The sequence below is a fragment of the Chlamydiifrater phoenicopteri genome, assembly GCF_902807005.1.
GTDB classification, from domain to species: domain Bacteria; phylum Chlamydiota; class Chlamydiia; order Chlamydiales; family Chlamydiaceae; genus Chlamydiifrater; species Chlamydiifrater phoenicopteri.
The window spans coordinates 916,968-935,458 of the sequence record NZ_LR777658.1; the positions used below are offsets into that span (position 1 = coordinate 916,968).

At 41.2% G+C, this 18,491-nt stretch carries 15 protein-coding genes and 3 tRNA genes; 10 read left to right on the forward strand and 8 right to left on the reverse strand.

Features of this window, described 5'->3' with window-relative positions:
• Positions 1-53 precede the first annotated feature (53 nt).
• Positions 54-896, reverse strand: coding sequence for a ParB/RepB/Spo0J family partition protein (locus KJA58_RS03955; protein WP_213358146.1), 843 nt, complete (start codon positions 894-896; stop codon positions 54-56).
• 156 nt (positions 897-1,052) lie between these two features.
• Between KJA58_RS03955 and KJA58_RS03960 the strand changes: the two genes are divergently transcribed.
• Together KJA58_RS03960 and KJA58_RS03965 are read left to right on the forward strand one after the other, a co-directional pair.
• Positions 1,053-1,709, forward strand: coding sequence for a hypothetical protein (locus tag KJA58_RS03960; RefSeq protein ID WP_213358147.1), 657 nt, complete (start codon positions 1,053-1,055; stop codon positions 1,707-1,709).
• A gap of 4 nt (positions 1,710-1,713) precedes the next feature.
• Entirely contained in the window at positions 1,714-2,526 is an 813-nt protein-coding gene (locus KJA58_RS03965; protein WP_213358148.1) for a polysaccharide deacetylase family protein, read from the forward strand.
• On the opposite strand, the gene KJA58_RS03970 is transcribed toward KJA58_RS03965, so the two are convergent.
• From KJA58_RS03970 to KJA58_RS03995, 6 genes are all read right to left on the reverse strand, one after another.
• Entirely contained in the window at positions 2,518-3,753 is a 1,236-nt protein-coding gene (locus KJA58_RS03970; RefSeq protein ID WP_213358149.1) for a SufS family cysteine desulfurase, read from the reverse strand. The genes KJA58_RS03965 and KJA58_RS03970 overlap by 9 nt on opposite strands.
• Before the next feature lie 11 nt (positions 3,754-3,764).
• Positions 3,765-5,039, reverse strand: a complete 1,275-nt coding sequence (locus tag KJA58_RS03975) for a SufD family Fe-S cluster assembly protein (RefSeq protein WP_213358150.1) — start codon at positions 5,037-5,039, stop codon at positions 3,765-3,767.
• Positions 5,036-5,836, reverse strand: coding sequence for a Fe-S cluster assembly ATPase SufC (gene sufC / locus KJA58_RS03980; protein WP_425513807.1), 801 nt, complete (start codon positions 5,834-5,836; stop codon positions 5,036-5,038). The genes KJA58_RS03975 and sufC overlap by 4 nt, the downstream gene beginning before the upstream one ends.
• Positions 5,826-7,274 carry a Fe-S cluster assembly protein SufB gene (gene sufB / locus KJA58_RS03985; RefSeq protein ID WP_213358152.1) on the reverse strand — a complete coding sequence of 483 codons (1,449 nt, stop codon included), beginning with the start codon at positions 7,272-7,274 and terminating at the stop codon, positions 5,826-5,828. The genes sufC and sufB overlap by 11 nt, the downstream gene beginning before the upstream one ends.
• 270 nt (positions 7,275-7,544) lie before the next feature.
• Entirely contained in the window at positions 7,545-8,558 is a 1,014-nt protein-coding gene (locus KJA58_RS03990) for a tetratricopeptide repeat protein (protein ID WP_213358153.1), read from the reverse strand.
• An 86-nt stretch (positions 8,559-8,644) separates the two neighbouring features.
• Positions 8,645-11,920, reverse strand: coding sequence for a penicillin-binding transpeptidase domain-containing protein (locus tag KJA58_RS03995; protein WP_213358154.1), 3,276 nt, complete (start codon positions 11,918-11,920; stop codon positions 8,645-8,647).
• A gap of 459 nt (positions 11,921-12,379) precedes the next feature.
• Here KJA58_RS03995 and KJA58_RS04000 point away from each other — a divergent pair, with 459 nt between their 5' ends.
• The 6 genes from KJA58_RS04000 to frr all read left to right on the forward strand — a co-directional run bounded on the left by KJA58_RS04000 (position 12,380) and on the right by frr (position 16,812).
• A complete protein-coding gene (locus KJA58_RS04000) occupies positions 12,380-13,561 on the forward strand; it encodes a porin (protein ID WP_213358155.1) in 1,182 nt (393 codons plus the stop codon).
• A 135-nt stretch (positions 13,562-13,696) separates the two neighbouring features.
• Positions 13,697-13,767: transfer RNA gene (locus tag KJA58_RS04005), tRNA-Gly, on the forward strand.
• Between the two features lie 85 nt (positions 13,768-13,852).
• Positions 13,853-14,671, forward strand: a complete 819-nt coding sequence (gene rpsB / locus KJA58_RS04010; protein WP_213358156.1) for a 30S ribosomal protein S2 — start codon at positions 13,853-13,855, stop codon at positions 14,669-14,671.
• A complete protein-coding gene (gene tsf, locus KJA58_RS04015; protein WP_246485723.1) occupies positions 14,661-15,518 on the forward strand; it encodes a translation elongation factor Ts in 858 nt (285 codons plus the stop codon). The genes rpsB and tsf overlap by 11 nt, the downstream gene beginning before the upstream one ends.
• A gap of 3 nt (positions 15,519-15,521) precedes the next feature.
• On the forward strand, positions 15,522-16,244 hold the full coding sequence (pyrH, locus tag KJA58_RS04020; RefSeq protein WP_213358157.1) for a UMP kinase: 723 nt from the start codon (positions 15,522-15,524) through the stop codon (positions 16,242-16,244).
• A 10-nt stretch (positions 16,245-16,254) separates the two neighbouring features.
• Complete coding sequence (gene frr, locus KJA58_RS04025) at positions 16,255-16,812, forward strand: ribosome recycling factor (RefSeq protein ID WP_246485724.1); 558 nt, start codon at positions 16,255-16,257, stop codon at positions 16,810-16,812.
• Between the two features lie 13 nt (positions 16,813-16,825).
• On the opposite strand, the gene KJA58_RS04030 is transcribed toward frr, so the two are convergent.
• Positions 16,826-18,025, reverse strand: a complete 1,200-nt coding sequence (locus KJA58_RS04030; RefSeq protein ID WP_213358158.1) for a hypothetical protein — start codon at positions 18,023-18,025, stop codon at positions 16,826-16,828.
• Positions 18,026-18,248: 223 nt separating this feature from the next.
• On the opposite strand from KJA58_RS04030, the gene KJA58_RS04035 reads away from it, so the two are divergent.
• Both KJA58_RS04035 and KJA58_RS04040 read left to right on the forward strand, forming a co-directional pair.
• Positions 18,249-18,323: transfer RNA gene (locus KJA58_RS04035), tRNA-Glu, on the forward strand.
• Between the two features lie 32 nt (positions 18,324-18,355).
• Positions 18,356-18,428 (forward strand) — tRNA-Lys (locus KJA58_RS04040).
• Positions 18,429-18,491 lie beyond the last annotated feature (63 nt).

Sequence of the window (18,491 nt, forward strand, 5' to 3'; positions counted from 1 at the left end):
CTTCCCCTCAGAAGCTACTTCTAAAACCTTAGCTCTTATCCTTGACAAGCCCTTCACTGTACGGCGTGTGAAAGCAACTTTTCCAAGTTAGCTAAATGCTCCTCATTTTCAAAGTGTATGGAAAGCGTCCCTTTTCCTCCTTTGGAACGAATAGTAACCTTAGACGAAAAAGCTGCTGCAAATTTTGATGTCACAGAAGCTATGCTCTCCTCAGAAATATTGCGCAAGGCAATTTTTTCTTTGACAACAGAAGAAACTTCGCTTACTCCTTCTTTGAGCATCTTCTTAACTAAAAGCTCTGCATCCCTAACAGACAAACCTTTTTCCACAATAGCATGGACAAGCTCGCTTCTCAAAGAAACGTCCTCCAACATTAAGACCACTTTCGCGTGGCCTAAAGACAAACTGCCATCTCGAATATACTGCTTTATGCCATCCTCTAATGTGAGCAGCCTCAAATAGTTCGCCACTGTCGATCGCTTTTTTCCAACCTTTTTAGCTACTTGATCCTGCGTTAATCCAAAAACATCTATCAACTTTTTAAATGCTTCAGCCATTTCCATAGGATTGAGGTTTACTCTCTGAAGATTTTCAACTAGTGTAGCCTCTGCGGCGATCTGATCTTTAGACACACGAACAAGCACGGGAATGGTGGTGAACCCTGCCAACACCGACGCTCTCCAACGACGCTCTCCAGCAATGAGCTCGTAATACAGCACCCTGTCCCCATTCTTTATTTCTCTAACAACAGGAGGCTGGATAAGACCCACAGAGCGCAAAGATTGGGACAATTCCTTCAACTCCTCTTCGGAAAAATGTTTGCGCGGTTGAAATGGACTTACTCGAATAGCTTCCACCGAAACTTCTACTACTTTGTCTTCTACATCATTATCCACTGTTGCTAGACTCCTTCTCCTCCGTCATCGATCTCATCATACAAAGAATATTTTTTTGTAGGCTATGGTTTACTCTCAAAAGCAATCACCATCCCCGACATTTACGAAAAAAAACCTTCCCTATAGACTGAAAGACTACAGAAAAGAGGCTTCATTATGCAAGAAAACAGAACTACTCAAAGACGAAAAGATCTTTTTTCTCTTCAAGGACTCTTTTTGATCTTGTGTGTAAGCGCTGTGCTGTTAACCAGTATTCTTTTTCGAAGGGAATATCGATACAGTAAAAAAATCAATAGTGACTACGATACATTCTTCTCTTCTGTCCTTCAATGTTCTCGACTCAAACCCTCTCATGTAAGCGCTCCTCTTCAGAAAGCAGAAAAAATCTTCTGCCAACGCTCAAATCAGCTTTTTTCTTATTCCCATTTCTTTGCATCAACCTCTTTCCTAATAGGAGATAGTCAAAAGGGCGCTTTATATAACAATATGGCGCATAATAAGGCCTCCATGCTACTTCAGTTACCTACAGTCACTGCCCTACAAAGCAATATTATTTTTTCTCAGTCTCAGGGGAATTTCCTGGAAGCCCTGCAACAAACAAAACAGCTATTGCAAGAATTATCAAAAAACAAAGATTCCTACCCCCACTTTTATTTTTGTACCTTGCTACGCGCAGCCTATCTAAGCAATAAGGCTGGCGTAGATGCTCGAGGATTTAAACAAGAGATAACAAAACATCCTTTGTACGGCTCTTATTGTAGCTTTTTAGACCAAAAATCTTGGAAGTTTGCCAGCTATATAGAAAACCTCTAACAATATGCGTTTAGTTCTCGCTTACAGAAAAGTTTCATACTCCTCGGATCCCCGATATCTAGAGGCTATGAAACAACAGCTGCTTTTCTGCAAAGAGCATTTTTCTCTTTCACAACCATCGACGATTCCTTCCCTTCAGCGCGAAAAAAAGCTGCTCTCTTATTTGCCAAAAGAAATTTCCGTAACTTTCGATCACGCTTCTGCAGATTTCTATTTCTACGTATATCCTTTTCTCTGCGCGCATAAAATTCCCGCAACGGTGGGTGTTGCTTGGCGTTACATCCCTTCAAATTCTACAGCCGACAGTTTATCGATAACAAAACGTACAAGCGCCCCCGAATCATTATCTTTTCAAGATGAAATCTTTTCTTCTTTAGCCCCTTTTTGTTGTCCGAACGAATTATTGCAATTAGCCGCCTCCCCCACTATCACTTTGGCTTCCCACGGAATAGGCATCCGAAATCTTATTCGAAACCCTCCCTACCTCCTTGGGGAAGTTATTCTGTCCAAAAAAAATTTAGAAAAGCTACTACAAAGATCCGTTTCTGCCTTTATATACCCTTTCGGCCGTTATGACTCTCTCGCAGACAAACTAGTTCGTCAACACTACGAAACATCTTTTATTCTTGGAAATACTTGGAACTTTTCCTCAAAAAAGCACCTAGTTTATAGAATGGAAATGCGCTCAGTGGCCGACATAGAGGCCTTCTTATCAACCAAAGCTCATGTGTCTTGCTTAAAAAATTGGATAAAAGCTTTTGCTCTCAACTCTAGCAAAAAGTTTGTAGGCAATCCTATTAAAAGATTTTTAAGATAAAAACCCTAATGACTCCCTAAAGGATCTAAGAAAGGTTCTCACGTCTTCATCATCATTATACACCCCAAGAGAAACCCTTAACATTTGAGGAACTTTCCATTTATTCATTGCTGGTTGAGCACACAAATGCCCTGTTCGAACCGCGATTCCCCGGGAATCCAAAAGCGCCCCCATATCCATTGGGTGCACATTATCCATAGTAAGGCTAATCAACGCTCCTCGTGGAACGCCCCTCCTCGGACCTATGATCGTTACTCCAGACATTCCTTCAAGCTCTTCTAGCACCCCTTGTATACTGGAGGACTCTCTCGAAAAAATGTTTTCTAATCCTAAAGTTTCTAAATATTCTATAGCCTCCCCCAGACCTATAACTTCAGCTATCGGCGGCGTCCCGGCTTCAAACTTCAGCGGACTAGACTGAAACCTGGGCTTTTCAGCATCATAAACATCCACCATATCCCCTCCACCAAATGCGGGGGGTAAGCTCTCTAGTAAGCTCTCTTTCCCATAAAGAATCCCTATCCCTGTAGGACCATACATCTTATGCCCAGAAAAAACCATAAAATCTATGTCCAACTTTTGCACATCTATTGGTTGATGAGAAATAGACTGCGCAGCATCAAGACAAAGTATCGAACCGTAATGCCGAACCAAAGAGACGACCTCTTTCAAAGGTTGAATAACCCCAGAAACATTACTTATATGCGCTAAACTAACAAGAGAAACTCCTTGCCTAAGCAGAGATTCCAAATGCTCTAAACAAATTCTTCCCTCTTCATCAACACGCACCTTAACGACAGAGTTTCCCACTCGTCTAGCAGCAATTTCCCAAGATAAAACATTGGCATGATGTTCAACTTCTGTCACAGCTACAGGCCCTTTCCTGCTTAGTTCAGAATCATTAAAAGCTATGGCCAACTGATTCAGTCCTGAAGTACAACCTCCTGTGAAGACTACTTCTTTTGCAGAAGCCGCATGAATAAACTCTTTAACCTTTTCTCGCACGCCAGAATAAGCTGCTGTTACTACCGAAGAATCTTGATATATACCCCTGTACACCGTCCCATAGCTTTCAGAATAAAATCGACGAACAGCTTCTATTACACACTCCGGTTTATGTGTTGTGGCTGCAGAATCTAAGTATATGTAAGGATTCTCCAAGGAACTTTTATGATGAAATATTGGAAAATTCTTCTTTCCAAAGGAGGGTTGCAAAAATTCAGACATCCCCCAGCCCCCTAATCAAAGATAAAACCTTCGGGTTCCGGGTACAGAAAACCTTTTAAAAAAATTTCCTTAGCCCTCTCTTCTGAAATCCCTCTAGACCTCATAAAAAAAATAATTCCATCATCAGGCCTGCCCACCGTAGCTCCATGAGAGGCCTTTACATTGTCGGTAAAAATTTGAAGCCTGGGGATAGTAAGAACAGAAGCCGATTCTCCCATAAGTAGACTATCGTGTTTCTGATATGCTTCAGAATCTCCACAATCAGGCTCTATTATAATGTCTCCTTCAAAAGAAAAATTGGCATCCTCATTCAAAAGAGATTTTATTGTCTGTCTAGATCCTGTTTTCTCTGCCTTATGGATCATCGCAACTTTTAACAACAATCCTTCAGGATCTTTGATAGAACCAAGCACTTCCGAGTAAGCATAAGGGCTTAACAGTTGATACCTACAATCAACAATTCCTGATGAGAAAAACTTTTTCCGAGAATAAATACGCGTCAAAATGGAAGACCTTTCCTGCATCAATGCTGAGACCGACCACGCTTGAGATTCCTCCTCCCAAAAAGATCTGCCAGAAGCAATAGAAGGACTTTCCAATAAAGCCTCTGCACCAAAATTCAAGCGGATCGTTGCATAGTCTTCTGCAACGATATTCAGAACCCCACTAAATATGCCCTCGGTAGAAGCGCTTGAAGGAATCCCTTCACCAGAAAAAAACTCGCAAGGAAGAACATTTACTTCAACAAAAGCTCTAGAAGCCACCGCTACAGTTACCGCGGGTAAAATAGCAGACCTATCAGTGCAAGCAAAACTTTTTGTAACAATGTTCCTAATACTAATTGGATCCTGAATTTTAAAATCTTCGGGAACATATAAAAAAGCGGCCTCATCCAAAAAACTCGCATTCAAACCATGCAACGGGCTTTTTTTATTCTCCAACCCCTCTTTATGCAATTGGAAAAAACTTTGGTAAAACCTTCTAGCGTCCTTCACAGATAAAAGAAAACAACCTTCGGGAACACTAGACAACCGGGGCTCAAAAACTCCGTTGACAAAAGTGCAATTCCAGCCAGAATCAAGAGACAACATCCCCTGTTGTATTAATTCTTGTAACTCTCCCTCCTTAGAAAATGCAAAACATCTATTGTCACCAGAGTCTTCAGAAATTTTTAACCAGGTAGCTTTCTGCAAACAATTCCTATACTCCTCATTTTCCTCATAAGGAGCTCCTCCTAGCACTCTTCTCTCCAAGGGGTTTTTGAATAAAGACAGCACTTGTGTCATACAGACGTTCCCTCTCTTAGAGGAGCTTCTTTACCATCAAAAATTTTCTCGTATCCTTGCTCCTCGAGCAACTCTACCACGCTAGCGTCTCCCGAATGAACAATCGCCCCTCGACCAAGGATATGCACACACGTAGGATTCAACAAAGATACTATTTTGGGGTTATGAGTGATAATACATAAAGAAGATGAGGGATATTCAATCATATACTTCTTGATTGCTCTACAAACAAACTGCAAAGCATCTATATCCAACCCAGAGTCCGGCTCATCCAAAACTGCCAGCTTAGGTTCCAAAACAAGCATTTGTAAAATTTCATTCTTCTTACGTTCCCCCCCAGAAAATCCCTCATTAACAGACCGCTGCAGAAGAGACTCATCAGGGTTAAACTCATAGCAAGCACTTACTCGAGCTAAAAGGCGCTTAAACTCAACTGCATCTAATTTTTCCCTACCCTTAGTCTCAGCGCAAGCATTGTAAGCCTCTCTTAAAAAAAACTCATTAGCAACACCAGGAATTTCTGGCGGTTGCTGGAACCCTATAAATAATCCCTTTCGAGCCCGCTCTTCAGGCTCACAAGAAGAAATCTCTTCATTACAAAAAACTATCTCCCCAGAGACCACTTGAACCGAAGGGTCCCCAGACAAAACCTTTGTTAACGTCGATTTCCCTGCTCCATTAGGACCCATAACAACATGAATCTCTCCAGGAGAGATCTTCAAAGAAAAGTCTCTAAGAATATCTACCCCCTCGTAACTCGCTTGGAGATGTTTTATTTCCAACATGTTAGCCCACACTGTTTTCTAGTTTAAGTAGCAGCAGCTTTTTAGCTTCTTCAGCAAATTCCAATGGCAATTCGCGAAAAACCTTTTCGCAAAAACCATTAATAACCAAACCTATAGCATCCTCCACTCCCAATCCTCGACTCCGCAAATAAAACAACTGATCCTGTCGAAGTTTAGATGTCGTCGCCTCATGCTCTACAGAAGCCGTATTGTTCTTTACCTCTATGGATGGAAACGTATGCGCCCCACACTGGGTTCCTACAAGCATAGAATCACATTGTGTATAGTTGTGTACATGCGACGCTCCCTTAGCCACCCAAACCTGACTACGAAAAGTATTTTGCGATTGATCGGCAGAAATTCCTTTAGAAACTATTGTTGAAGAAGAATTTTTCCCTATATGGATCATCTTCGTGCCCGTATCGGCCTGCATTCTGCCCCCAGTCAAGGCCACAGAATAAAACTCCCCGACACTGCCCTGTCCTTTCAAAATACAGCTAGGATATTTCCATGTGATAGCAGCTCCAGCCTCTACTTGAGTCCAAGATATTTGCGACTTGTCGCCCTCACACAATCCCCTCTTGGTCACAAAATTATAAATACCACCTTTACCAGTCTTTCGATCTCCTGCATACCAGTTTTGTACTGTAGAGTACTTAATACGAGCTCTAGTTTTTGCTACAAGTTCTACAACTGCGGCATGCAGTTGGTTGGAGGAATAAGAAGGCGCTGTACAGCCCTCTAAATAACTTACAAAAGAATCCTCTTCTGCAATAATCAAGGTTCTCTCAAACTGTCCGGACTCTTTGTCATTGATACGAAAATATGTGGAAATCTCCATCGGACACGAAACGCCTTTCGGAACATAAACAAATGACCCGTCAGTAAAAACTGCAGCATTTAACGCTGCAAAAAAGTTATCTCTAAATGAAACTACACTACCCAAATACTTCTTGATCAAATCAGGATAGTTCTGAACAGCTTCAGAAAAGGAACAAAAAATTACCCCAGCTCTCTCCAACGTTTCTTTGAACGTTGTTCCTATAGATACGGAATCAAAAACAAGGTCAACAGCAACATTCAATAATCGCTTTTGCTCATCAAGCGGTATTCCCAACTTCTTGAACGTCTCCAAAACCTCAGGATCTGCATCCTCCAGCCTACCTAACTTTCCCTTGGTCTTAGGGGCAGTAAAATACACTATATCTTGATAGTCGATGTCGTCTCTAACCAAGTTTGCCCAAGCTGGTTCACGCAACCCTTGCCAGTAACGAAAAGCTTTAAGACGGAAATCCGTAATAAACCCCGGCTCTCGACGCAGCGCTGAAATTTTTTCTACCACCTCTTCCGAAAGCCCTTTATCTAAACTTTCCGTTTCTACCTCGGTGGAAAATCCGTAACGATATTCCTCCCTCTCCTTTAAGATGGTGTCAAGATCTTGCTCGCTCATAAAGCTCAGAGTTTTTATTTTACATCAAAGATTCTTCTTTCAAACAGAAAACCAAGAAGAGAAGTATACCAAACTACAAATTTTTGGGATAAACAAAGAAAGCCCAGGACGCCAAAGCGCCCTGAGCTTCAAAAGACGAGGGGCGAGCCCTCCAAGTCAAGACATCAACCTTCTTCAAAGAATACTTCTAAGAAAAAGGTGACGAGAGACTTATACCATACAACTATTTTTTTACAAAAAATATTCTTCCTTCAGAAAACAAAATGAAAATTAAAGCACTTTTTTACCCAAAGGAAGAGGGAAAGATCCCGTCACAACAGCCTTCTCCAAAAGCGGAGCAAACTGAGATTCCTTGGAAGATAAAAACGCTAGCTCCTTCAAAGCTTTCTCCGCGTCCCCTTTCATATGATACAAGTACCCCAATAAATAATGGGCCCTTTCATGATCCAAATTAATTGCTAAAGCTTTGTTAAAAGCATCAAAAGCATTCCGGTCTTGTTTTAAATCCATGTAAGACAATCCTACATAAAAATGAGCATCGGCATCTTCTTCATTAAGATGTAAAGCTTCCCTAAACGCTTTTAAAGCTAGTTTTGTTTTATCTAACGTCAGGTAACACAATCCCAAATTATAATGTCCATCGGCAAGATCCGGCCGCAAACGAACAACTCTTTCATATGCTTCAGCTGCTCGCAACCACTCTTTCCCCTTAGAGAGAAGATACCCTAGTTTAATCCACCCTTTCCAGTATAGAGGATTTTTCTTAACGGTTGTTTCCAAAACCATAATGGCTTCTTCCTCTTTATCCATATCAGAAAGAATAACAGCTTTATTATAAAGGCTTTGCGGATTCCATGGGTCAACGGCTAAGATCTTATCAAAGCAATCCATAGCCTTTTCGTAGTCTTTTAATTTATGGTAAGCACTTCCCAAACTAAACCAACACTCAGAATCCTCGGGGTGCAAATCTATGTACAGGTGGTATTGCTCAACAGCCTCCCCTAAACGATTATTCCTATCCAAAGCCACACCGTAACAGTACCGAAGATAGCTATCACTGGGATCAGACTCCAGACCAAGAGAACACCATTTCAACGCCTCCTCGGCTCGACCCGTTTCCAGACAAATGATTCCCAAATAACAATAAGCTAACGCAGATTCTGAATCTAAGGAGAGAACCTCTTTCAATCTTTCCTCAGATTGCGCGTATTCTCCACTTAAAAATAAATTGATTCCCGAACATAGATATTCTTTCGCTAGCTGGGATTTCGACATTTCGTCCATGATAGTGTTTCTCCTTCAAAAAGCTTTTCACTTTTGAAGGAAGCGATTTCCATGCCAAAACAAAAAAACTCACAAAAAAATTATCGCTATTTTTTGCTCGCTTTGATTTTTTCCCACTTGTCGATCATTTTCAACGCCATAGGCGCAGCGTCTTTCCCAAACTCTCCTAGACGCAAATACACAACAACCACTATATCCGGACTCAAAAGCTCCTCGTCTTTAAATCCTATGGCACCAAACCAAACGTGTTTCATCTTCATCAAACCATGCTCACGATCCAACCCCGTCCTAACCAAAGATTCTGCCGTGCTAGTTTTCCCTACTACCCTAAGCAGAAAATCTTTTGGAAAGAGATCTCTTACCGATCTAGCCGTTCCATACTTACCCCAAATGACCTTCTGCATCCCCTTCTTAAACAACGAAGAAAGCTCTTCAGGCATAAAGATCTCTCTCCTAATAAAACTATTCTGAGGAAAATATTCTCCCTCTCCCCACTCTCCCATTAATAAACGGGGGACAAACAACTTCCCTCCATTTACAAGAGTCGCCATCATCACCGCGGTCTGCAAAGGTGTTACAGTCAACGTATGCTGCCCTATAGCCATAGCATACAATCCAGATCGATTATAAGCAGTGTCTCTAGGTATGTATCCCGAGAATTCCCCGGGCAAATCCAATCCAGAAAGCTCTCCAAAACCAAAAAGACTTGCTGCAGCACATAAATCTTCGGGATCCTCCAAAAAATCGCCCACCATAAGGGAAAAATACGGATTGCTGGACATCTCTAACGCCCGAATTAAATCCAGAGCCCCTCTACCAGAATAGTCATTGCCCGGCAAGATCCCTCCTCGGTAAAAATTAGGAATAGGAGAGCCATCAGGGAAAAACCCTATATGCGATTTCTTAGAACGAAAACCCTCGCTGTTTTTATCAACCAATACTAAAAGCTTGGTTAGATCTTGTTGCCCAGAATCTTCGTCAAGAACCTTTTGAAAAAGAACAGAGTATGTCGAAACCAACTTAAATATCGAACCAAGCGTTGTTGCCTGCCTAAACGCATGCGATCTCAAGTAGCCAAAACCATAAGTTGGATAACACAAAGCAAACAAATCTTGCTCTATAGGACACTCGTTCTTAAGCAAGGAAATCGGATATTTCCCCAGCAAAGGCCTGCGAAGATCTGAAAAGGAACGAAAAGTTGATAAAAAAGAAGCTACATATTCAGCTGGAATATCCTTCAAACAATTCTTCAGATAAAAGTAATGTTCTCTCCAAGGCAATGCTGTATGAGCTCCCCTCTCAATCTCTTCCCTCCACGAATTCACAACGAAAATAAATGGCTCTATATCTGGAGAAAAATCCCTTCTCTCTCCTGTGAGCAGCGAAAACATTAGATTTGTCATATTGTGACTGACAAACTCTTTAAACAGCTCTCTCCTTTCAACATCCAAATAATCAACGTAAGGAGTAGGAAATCTCTGTTTTCTAACTCTCTCTTGAGCTCTTTTTTGCGCAAGCATCTTGGCGAAATGTTCCCCCCGCCATTTTTTGAAGAAGGTTTCCGTAAAAACATCTTCCATTAATTTCTCAAAAGCACTCCTAAGAGAAATGTATCGCCCTTCCATTTCTGAAAAAGAAAATAAAGAAACCTCTTCCAAATATTCTCGAGAGAAACCCTCGAACCTTTTCGGATCCACACACAATCGGAATAGGTCCGTTAAAAGAATTTTATCGTAATTAGATGGAAGCTCGATAAAAAAAGCTGCCAAAGATTCTTTGAGCGCTTCTATCTGCTCTCTATTGTCCAAGAAAATTTTTTTTAAATCCTTTTGCCTAGAAAGAGAAAGCACCTCACCAGAAGAAATATGCCCCTCTTCACTAGGGTATATTGTGTCCAGAATCGCAAAACTTGAGGACTCTCCTCTTTTTGAAAATATAGCCAAAAGCTCTTCTATAAGAGATTGGATATCTATAGCCCGCCCAATCGTAGCGTTATCACAAAAAACTTTTTTCACTAACGACACTTCAGGCAAAACAAAATCCAGGTAATATTTTAAAGAGAGAAAAGTCTCTTCAAAATATGGTTCGTTCTTTAAAACGTCCTTACGCTCCCTTTGTAAAGGTGTTTTGAAATCTCTGAGCTCCGAAATGTGGGAGACATTTTCTAACCATCGACAAACAGATGATTTCATTTCCTCTCCCTCAACATCTGAAGAAGCCCTAAGATTAATGAAATCATTTAAATCACATCTAGGAGAAGAAGCCATAGCCAAAACCTCTCCATTGTTAGGATCGAGAGCAACAATGGCTCCACCTTTTATCCAAGGAAATAAAGGCGGCAACTTTTTTTGCTTCCTCAGGGAGCTCGCCGAACGCAACATTTCATTGCGCTCGTGTTCGAGAAGCAACTCGTCAGCAAAAGATTGCAGTTCAGAAGAAATCGTTAACCTTAACTTTCTTCCAGGAACTACCTCTCTGCCTTCTTTAGGAAGTTCCTGAATAAAATTTCCTCTACGATCTATAAGGTAAACTTTCCTTCCGTAAGCGCCTCTCAACTTTGAATCATAAAAAGCTTCGATTCCCATCTTTCCAACGAGAGTATTAACGTCGTAAGCGTTCCCTTCTAACCTACGAAGCTTAGAACTCACCTCATCTATACTAGAACATCCTTTAGGAAACGCTGGCTCTTCCCCATTCTCGAAAGCCCGAAGACATTCTCGCAACTTTGCAAGCTCTTCTGTTACATGTCTATACTCCGAAGAACTGATAGGACCTATGTATCCTATTATATCCGCAGCCGTCTTCCCCATGGGATAGTGCCTAGAAGTTACCCTTTCAGCATGCAGCCCAGGCCAATCCTTTTCTAACATTTTGAAGCGCAAGTAGGATCTTTCCGAAATATTGGCCTTTATTAAGAATGGAATATTACCTAAAACGGAAGCTTTGGCATGGATAAGGTCTTCTATGCGCTCGCGATCAAGATGCAATTCTTCTGCAAGCAAGGCAGAAAGCCTGCCTATATACTCTTTCCTTACAGGAACGCGGACTCTGTTTCCTAAAGCATCTACACGCCATGCTCCTACTGGAAACTCTTTAATCCCCCCATAGGAAACGCTTACGTTATACTGTATCTTGTTTGTTGCTAAAATAGTTCCAAAGCGGTCGCACACAGTGGCTCTATCTGATTGAAGAGGCACCGTGCGTTTTTGAGGTTTATAGGCCTCCTCCGTTTTTACATCGTGTTCGACAACAGCTAGATGCCACAAACGAAAAACTATGATAGTGAACACTACCAATATTCCAGACAGTAGTCTGTTAGCTTTTTCTGAAACTGATAGTGGTGGCTTGTTTCGCCTTTTCATAATTTGTATAAAGGTGTTTCATGTACAGTAATAAAAAGTCCTAAATTTATTCATTTCTAAATTTTTTTATTAACAAAAAGCAGGGGAGAAAAAATTTTCCAATTCTTCGCTGTCAAACCTACAAAGGTTTGACAGCGAACTTCTTACAAAAAATCTTCACTAAAAAGAGTTAACAAAAAAACCCCAGGAAAGCTCAGGAACTTCAGGATTTTTTTCAAAAAAACTAAATAATTTTAGTGTCATATCTTTACTATAAAGAGAAAAGTTTGCTATGTTTGCGACTAATACGCTTGGTGTTCATGCGATAAGGTTGTTATTCCCTCCGAAACGAACGTACGGGGATGATTTTCAACTACATCGACGATTTCTCGGCATACTACCGAAACGCATTAGCCGGAGCAAAACAAGAATAGCGAGCATCGAACAACGAAATATTAGCAAAAATCTTCAGAGGTAAGTATGAAAAAACTCTTCAAGTCGGTATTGTTTGCCGCAGTCTTGGGCTCCGGCGCCACCTCCCTCGCTTTGCCTGTAGGGAATCCTGGTGAACCAAGCCTTTTAATAGATGGTGTATTATGGGAAGGTGCTAGCGGAGATCCATGCGACCCATGCTCCACTTGGTGCGACGCTCTCTCTTTACGCGCGGGCTTCTTCGGCGACTACGTCTTCAATAGACTCCTTAAAACTAACGTCCCTCCTACCTTCACTATGTCGGATGACACCACAGATGCTAACGTTGCAAGTAATTTTACAGCAGATCCTAGTTTGCCTAACAAAGCTCTGCACAAAAATATGACTCAATCCGAGCTCTATACCAATGCAGGGTACCTCGCTCTCAATGTATGGGATCGTTTCGACATCTTCTGTACACTAGGCACCACTAACGCTTACATCAAAGGATCTTCTAATGCCTTCAACTTAGTAGGCTTATTGGGAGTAGATCAAGTAGAAACTACGTCTGGTATTGATAAATCTGTTCCCAATGCTTCTATTAGCAATGCTTTCGTGGAGCTTTATACAGATGCTGAGTTTTCTTGGAGTATCGGCGCCAGAGGAGCCCTATGGGAATGCGGGTGTGCTACCCTTGGAGCTGAATTCCAATATGCTCAAGCAAAACCTCAAGTCTCCCAACTCAATGTCGTCTCTAACGTCGCTCAATTCTCTATCACCCATCCTAAGGGATTTGTTGGCGAAGAAGCTAAATTACCTTTACCCACGTTAGGAAGCACTTCTCTTGTACCAGCATTTTCAAAAACAAAATCTATATCTGCAAACTATAACGAGTGGCAGGTGGGGTTAGCTCTAACTTATAGACTTAACTTTATCTCCCCTTACGTCGGCATCAAATGGGCAAGAGCCAAAATAGACTTCGATGGCGCCTACGTCGCTCAACCTCAGCTAGAAGAACAAAAATTTGATTTGTTTACTTGGAATCCTACATTGGGAGGAGATGCTGCGGTGACAACCGACGTTGAGGTATTAACCCAAGTATCCGTCACCTTGAATAAATTAAAGTCTAGAAAGTCTACAGGATTCGTCACCGGAGCTACCTTAATTGATGCTGATAAATTTGCAGTAACAGTTGAAGGACGCTTCATAGATGAAAAAGCCGTACACGTTAACGGCCAATTCCGCTTCTAGTTTAATTTAGAAGTTATCGAAGGTTTTTGTTATCGGAATCAGGGTTCCCCTGATTCCGATTTCTTTTTGCCTCCATTTTTCCTCAAATATCTCTTGTTAAAAAACGTTAAATCAGATAAACTTGCCCTCTTGTCTGCGCCCGTAGCTCAATGGTAGAGCTGTAGCCTTCCAAGCTACCGGTGTCAGTTCGATTCTGATCGGGCGCTGTTCACTAAATCACCAAGGCTGAAATCTCGATCTTCTTGTCGGGATGCCCTGTTAACATATTTTTATAAAATAGAGGAACAAAGCTTGGATTCACACAATCTTTCTATCACAGTTAAAGAGCTCATGGAAGCTGGCGCTCATTTTGGACACCAGAAAAGGCGTTGGAACCCAAAGATGAAGCGCTTCATTTTTGAGGAGAGAAATGGGTTATATATTATCAACTTAGCTAAGACTTTGCAGAAAATTCGCGAAGCGATTCCCTGTATACACAAAGCCGTAAGAGAAAATAGATCCATTCTCTTTGTAGGAACGAAAAAGCAGGCTAAGGGCGTTATCCGCGAAGCTGCTGAAGCTGCTGGAGAATTTTACGTTTGCGAAAGATGGCTGGGTGGGATGCTTACAAACATGAGCACCATTCGTCAGTCTGTAAAAACGTTAGAGAAAACTGAGCATGAGCTTGTTGCTGGTCAGGATTATCTGACTAAAAAAGAGTTGTCTTTGCTGGCAAAAAAAAGAGGCAAGTTGGATCGAAATCTTTCTGGCGTTAGGTTTATGAAGCAGCTTCCTGGCCTGCTCGTCGTTGTTGATCCTAGCTATGAAAGGATTGCTGTAGCTGAAGCTAAAAAGTTAGGTATACCTGTCTTAGCTTTAGTGGATACAAACTGTGATCCTACGCCTATCGATCACATTATTCCGTGCAACGATGATTCTTTGAAAAGTATAAAATTAATTGTAAATGTAATCAAAGAGGCGGTTGTTGCAGAAAAAAATCGGCTAGGTATCGCTATCGCTTCTCCAGAAGAGAGTTTAGTTTCTTCTGAAGGGGTTGGCGTGCATCCTTCGACTGCAGAGCAAATGTTGTCTATGAAATTTGACGATGGAGGACGAAGCGATGAAAACTAATATTTCTATGGAAGATATAAAGAGTCTCAGAGCACAGACTGGCGTTGGTCTTACAAAGTGTAAAGAGGCGTTAGAAGCTTCTGAAGGGGATTTAGAGAAGGCCGTCCTTTACTTGCGCAAGCTGGGATTAGCTTCTGCAGGAAAAAAAGAAAGCCGAGAAACGAAAGAAGGCTTAATCGGCGCCTGGGCTGACGGTAAAGGTTTTTCTCTTATCGAAGTTAATGTAGAAACAGACTTTGTTGCTAACAATGATGTCTTCAGGGGGTTTGTACAAAGTCTCGTTGAAACCCTACACGACTTTGCTGGAGACGATTTGGAAAAGTTTCTAACGCTCCCTTATCCTAAAGACCCCTCCGTGACGGTTGATCAACAAAGAGCTGTTGTAATGCAAACTGTCGGAGAAAATATTCGGATTAATAAGATTGCCTTTCGATCTTCTAGTAACGAAGAAAAGGAAAGTTGTGGCATCTATTCTCACGGAAATGGAAAGAATGTTGCCGTGGTTGTTATAAAAGGATGTGACAAGTGTGAAGCTTTAGCTAAAGACATTGCTATGCATGTGGTGGCTTCTTCTCCTGATTATATCTGTAGAGCAGACGTTCCTTCAGAAATTATCGAAAGAGAGAAAGAAGTTATAGCTTCCCAAACTCAAGGAAAGCCTCAAGCTGTCGTCGATAAGATTGTCGAAGGTAAGTTGTCTAACTTCTACAAGGAGGTTTGTTTGCTGGAACAACCTTTTGTGAAAAATCCAGACAAGACAGTGGGGCAACTGCTCGAAGAGCAAGGGAAAGCTAGCGGAACTTCTTTAACACTTACTTATTTTTCAAACTGGAAGATAGGAGCCTAAACGATGTCTTCTCTACCAAAGCGAGTCCTTTTTAAGATTTCTGGAGAATCTTTAGCCAAAGAGTCCGGAGGCGGCCTAGATGAAGTTCGTCTGTCTGGAATGGTTGGAGAACTCCGCAAAGTAAAAAATCTTGGAGTTCAAACAGTCGTTGTTATTGGTGGAGGCAATATACTCAGAGGGCTGGAAAAAGAAAAAGAACTGCAAATTAACAGAGTTTCTGCTGATCAAATGGGCATGCTGGCTACGCTAATTAATGGAATGGCTTTGGCCGATGCTTTAAAAGCCGAAAATATTCCTTGCTTACTTACTTCTACCCTTTCTTGCCCTCAAGTTGCAGACTTGTACAACCCAGAGAAAGCTTTAGATGCCCTAACTAGTGAAAAGATTGTTATTTGCACAACGGGAGCGGGAACCCCTTATTTGACAACGGATACAGCGGCAGCCCTACGTGCTTGCGAACTTAAAGTAGACTTGCTACTAAAGGCCACTATGCACGTAGACGGAATCTACGATAAGGATCCAAGAAAGTTTGATGATGCGGTTAAATATGAAAAGCTTTCTTATCAAGAGTTCCTAGCAAAGCAACTGGGGGCTATGGATGCTTCGGCTGTTACTCTTTGCAAAGACGGCAACGTTCCCATCCGAGTGTTCTCCTTGAGTAGGTATTCTTTAGAGAACGCTTTGTTAGACGATTCTATCGGTTCTTTGGTTTGTAACATAGAATAGGGGGACTATCGTGTCTTTTTCTCCAACATCTCTGGTTTCTGAGACAGATCAAAAAATGAGTGCTTTGGTTGACGAGTTTCGTCAAGATGTTGCAGCCACGCATGCGGGGAGAGCAAATCCTGGGCTAGTAGAAAATGTTCCTGTAGAAGCCTACGGAACGTCTATGCCAATCAAAGATTTGGCTGTTATTTCTGTCCCTGATGCAAGAAGCATTCTTATTTCTCCCTTCGATGCTAGCAACGTCTCAGCTATTTGTAAGGGCATTTTGGCAGCCAATATCAACTTAAATCCTCAGACGGAAGGGTCCGTCATAAGAGTTATAATTCCTGAAATTAGTGCTTCTTTCCGAGAAAGTATGATTAAACTTGTTCGACGAAAAGGAGAAGACGCTAAGGTTGCTATAAGAAATATTCGTAGAGAAGCCAATACTGCTGTTAAAGCTGCTACGGGCGTTAGTGAAGACGAACTAGAGAGTGCAGAAAAGAAAATTCAGGACTTAACGAATTCCCACTGTAAAGTGGTCGACAATATCGTCAAAGCTAAAGAAACTGATTTGATGACTATTTAATTCTGCGTTCCTTCTACCACAGAAAGTCGTAAGCTACCTCAGGATCCGAAAGAGTCCTTCCAAGATTCTCTTGGAGGAGCTGTTTGTCTTGCAAAGATAAATCTTCTTCTTCTTCCCTAGCATCAAATAGCTCTGCATACTTCCTTAAAAAAGGTATATTATTCTGAATTTCGGAAAAGTTTAGAACAAACCTCATCCAATTTTCTTGAGACTCTTCAAACCCCGGATATAAAGCTTTTCCTATTTTGACGTAAGAGTGCCAAGATAGACAAAGTGTGTAAAATTCTTCCCACCGTACTATTAAGGCCTGAAGAGCTCGTAAATCAAACTCTAAGGGCAAAGAAGCCAGCATCCTAGCCTGTCTTCCCTTAAAAATATCCATGCTAGAAAGAAATTTAGAATAAGCAAATAGTGGGGAGGTTTTTTCTTTTCCTAATTTCTTGACATAATTAACGAACTGGACTGCTCTATTCTCTTTACTAAATTCTCGCTTATATAAAGCCAATACTTCTGGATATACAGCTCGCAACCAATCTTCTAGCTCCAAGAAAAAGGATTCGAAAGATCCCTCAGCGTACAAGTAATTACGATTTTCTACAAATTCTTCGTAACAGTTCTCCTCTCCCTCAAAAGACGACTCGCAAAAAATAGATGCCCAGTCTTTGATTTCCGCTACAGTACAATATGAAAGTAGCACCAACAAAAACTCTCTCTCTAACCTTTCCTGAGGCGTGGTAACCGGACACTTTGGAATCTGGAGACTTTCCGAAAGAGTTTGAGCCCAGCTACTAACAAAAACTCCAGCAAGAGCATCCTTTATTAACATCCCATTGGCAAAATATTTTGTTAAATAGGGATGCTTGAAATCTATCTTCTCTTCCTGTACTGCTGCTATAACATTTTGAAATTCATCTTGTCTTTTAGAAATTTCTATGCGCTCTAAATGAACAACATCCTTAGACAAAACAAAAAATAGCACTATAAACGAAACAGAAGATACAAACCCTGTCGAAGCCATAATCAACCCAGGCAGGCAAGGAATAACTCCCAAAAAGCATAGTATTATGACAATAACAGATACTACCGCCAAAATAGAGGCTGTAATAACAGTTGGAACTATCAGAGAAGAAAGCGTTTTTTGTGCCGAAGATTTCTCTGGGGGTTTTTCTTTGCTGATCCCAAAGTCTTGTTGTATATGGTGTACATTTATCATTGAATCTCTGAAACTAAAAAAAAGAGATCTATCATAGAATGGATAGGACGAATCATTCTATATAAAAATCAAAATTTCGACTGTTCCTTACTGACCTACAGAAACTTTTCTTGAAAACAAGAAGAAAATTTTTTAATAAAAAATATTTCTCGTAAATAAGTAGAAATGTTTGCTCTAAAGGAGAAAAACCAGTAGAATCTCCCCCTTGTTTCGGTCTGGTACTGGCCCCATCGTCTAGCCTGGCCCAGGACATCGGATTTTCATTCCGGTAACAGGGGTTCGAATCCCCTTGGGGTCAACACAGTCGTTCTGTTTACGAGAAACGTGTTCGGGTCTTTAGCTCAGCGGTTAGAGCACCTCACTTTTAATGAGGGGGTCGAAGGTTCAAATCCTTCAAGACCCAAACATCTTTTGTCTTTCAGTCGAAAAAATTTTCCACAGATTGTTTTTTTTCTCCTTCATGAGT

Excerpts from the sequence above, each read along its gene's own strand:
- KJA58_RS03960 (WP_213358147.1), top strand. The coding sequence starts at position 1,053 with ATGCAAGAAAACAGAACTACTCAAAGACGAAAAGATCTTTTTTCTCTT.
- KJA58_RS03965 (WP_213358148.1), top strand. The coding sequence starts at position 1,714 with ATGCGTTTAGTTCTCGCTTACAGAAAAGTTTCATACTCCTCGGATCCC.
- KJA58_RS03970 (WP_213358149.1), bottom strand. The coding sequence starts at position 3,753 with ATGTCTGAATTTTTGCAACCCTCCTTTGGAAAGAAGAATTTTCCAATA.
- KJA58_RS03975 (WP_213358150.1), bottom strand. The coding sequence starts at position 5,039 with ATGACACAAGTGCTGTCTTTATTCAAAAACCCCTTGGAGAGAAGAGTG.
- sufB (WP_213358152.1), bottom strand. The coding sequence starts at position 7,274 with ATGAGCGAGCAAGATCTTGACACCATCTTAAAGGAGAGGGAGGAATAT.
- KJA58_RS03990 (WP_213358153.1), bottom strand. The coding sequence starts at position 8,558 with ATGGACGAAATGTCGAAATCCCAGCTAGCGAAAGAATATCTATGTTCG.
- KJA58_RS03995 (WP_213358154.1), bottom strand. The coding sequence starts at position 11,920 with ATGAAAAGGCGAAACAAGCCACCACTATCAGTTTCAGAAAAAGCTAAC.
- KJA58_RS04000 (WP_213358155.1), top strand. The coding sequence starts at position 12,380 with ATGAAAAAACTCTTCAAGTCGGTATTGTTTGCCGCAGTCTTGGGCTCC.
- tsf (WP_246485723.1), top strand. The coding sequence starts at position 14,661 with ATGAAAACTAATATTTCTATGGAAGATATAAAGAGTCTCAGAGCACAG.
- pyrH (WP_213358157.1), top strand. The coding sequence starts at position 15,522 with ATGTCTTCTCTACCAAAGCGAGTCCTTTTTAAGATTTCTGGAGAATCT.
- KJA58_RS04030 (WP_213358158.1), bottom strand. The coding sequence starts at position 18,025 with ATGATAAATGTACACCATATACAACAAGACTTTGGGATCAGCAAAGAA.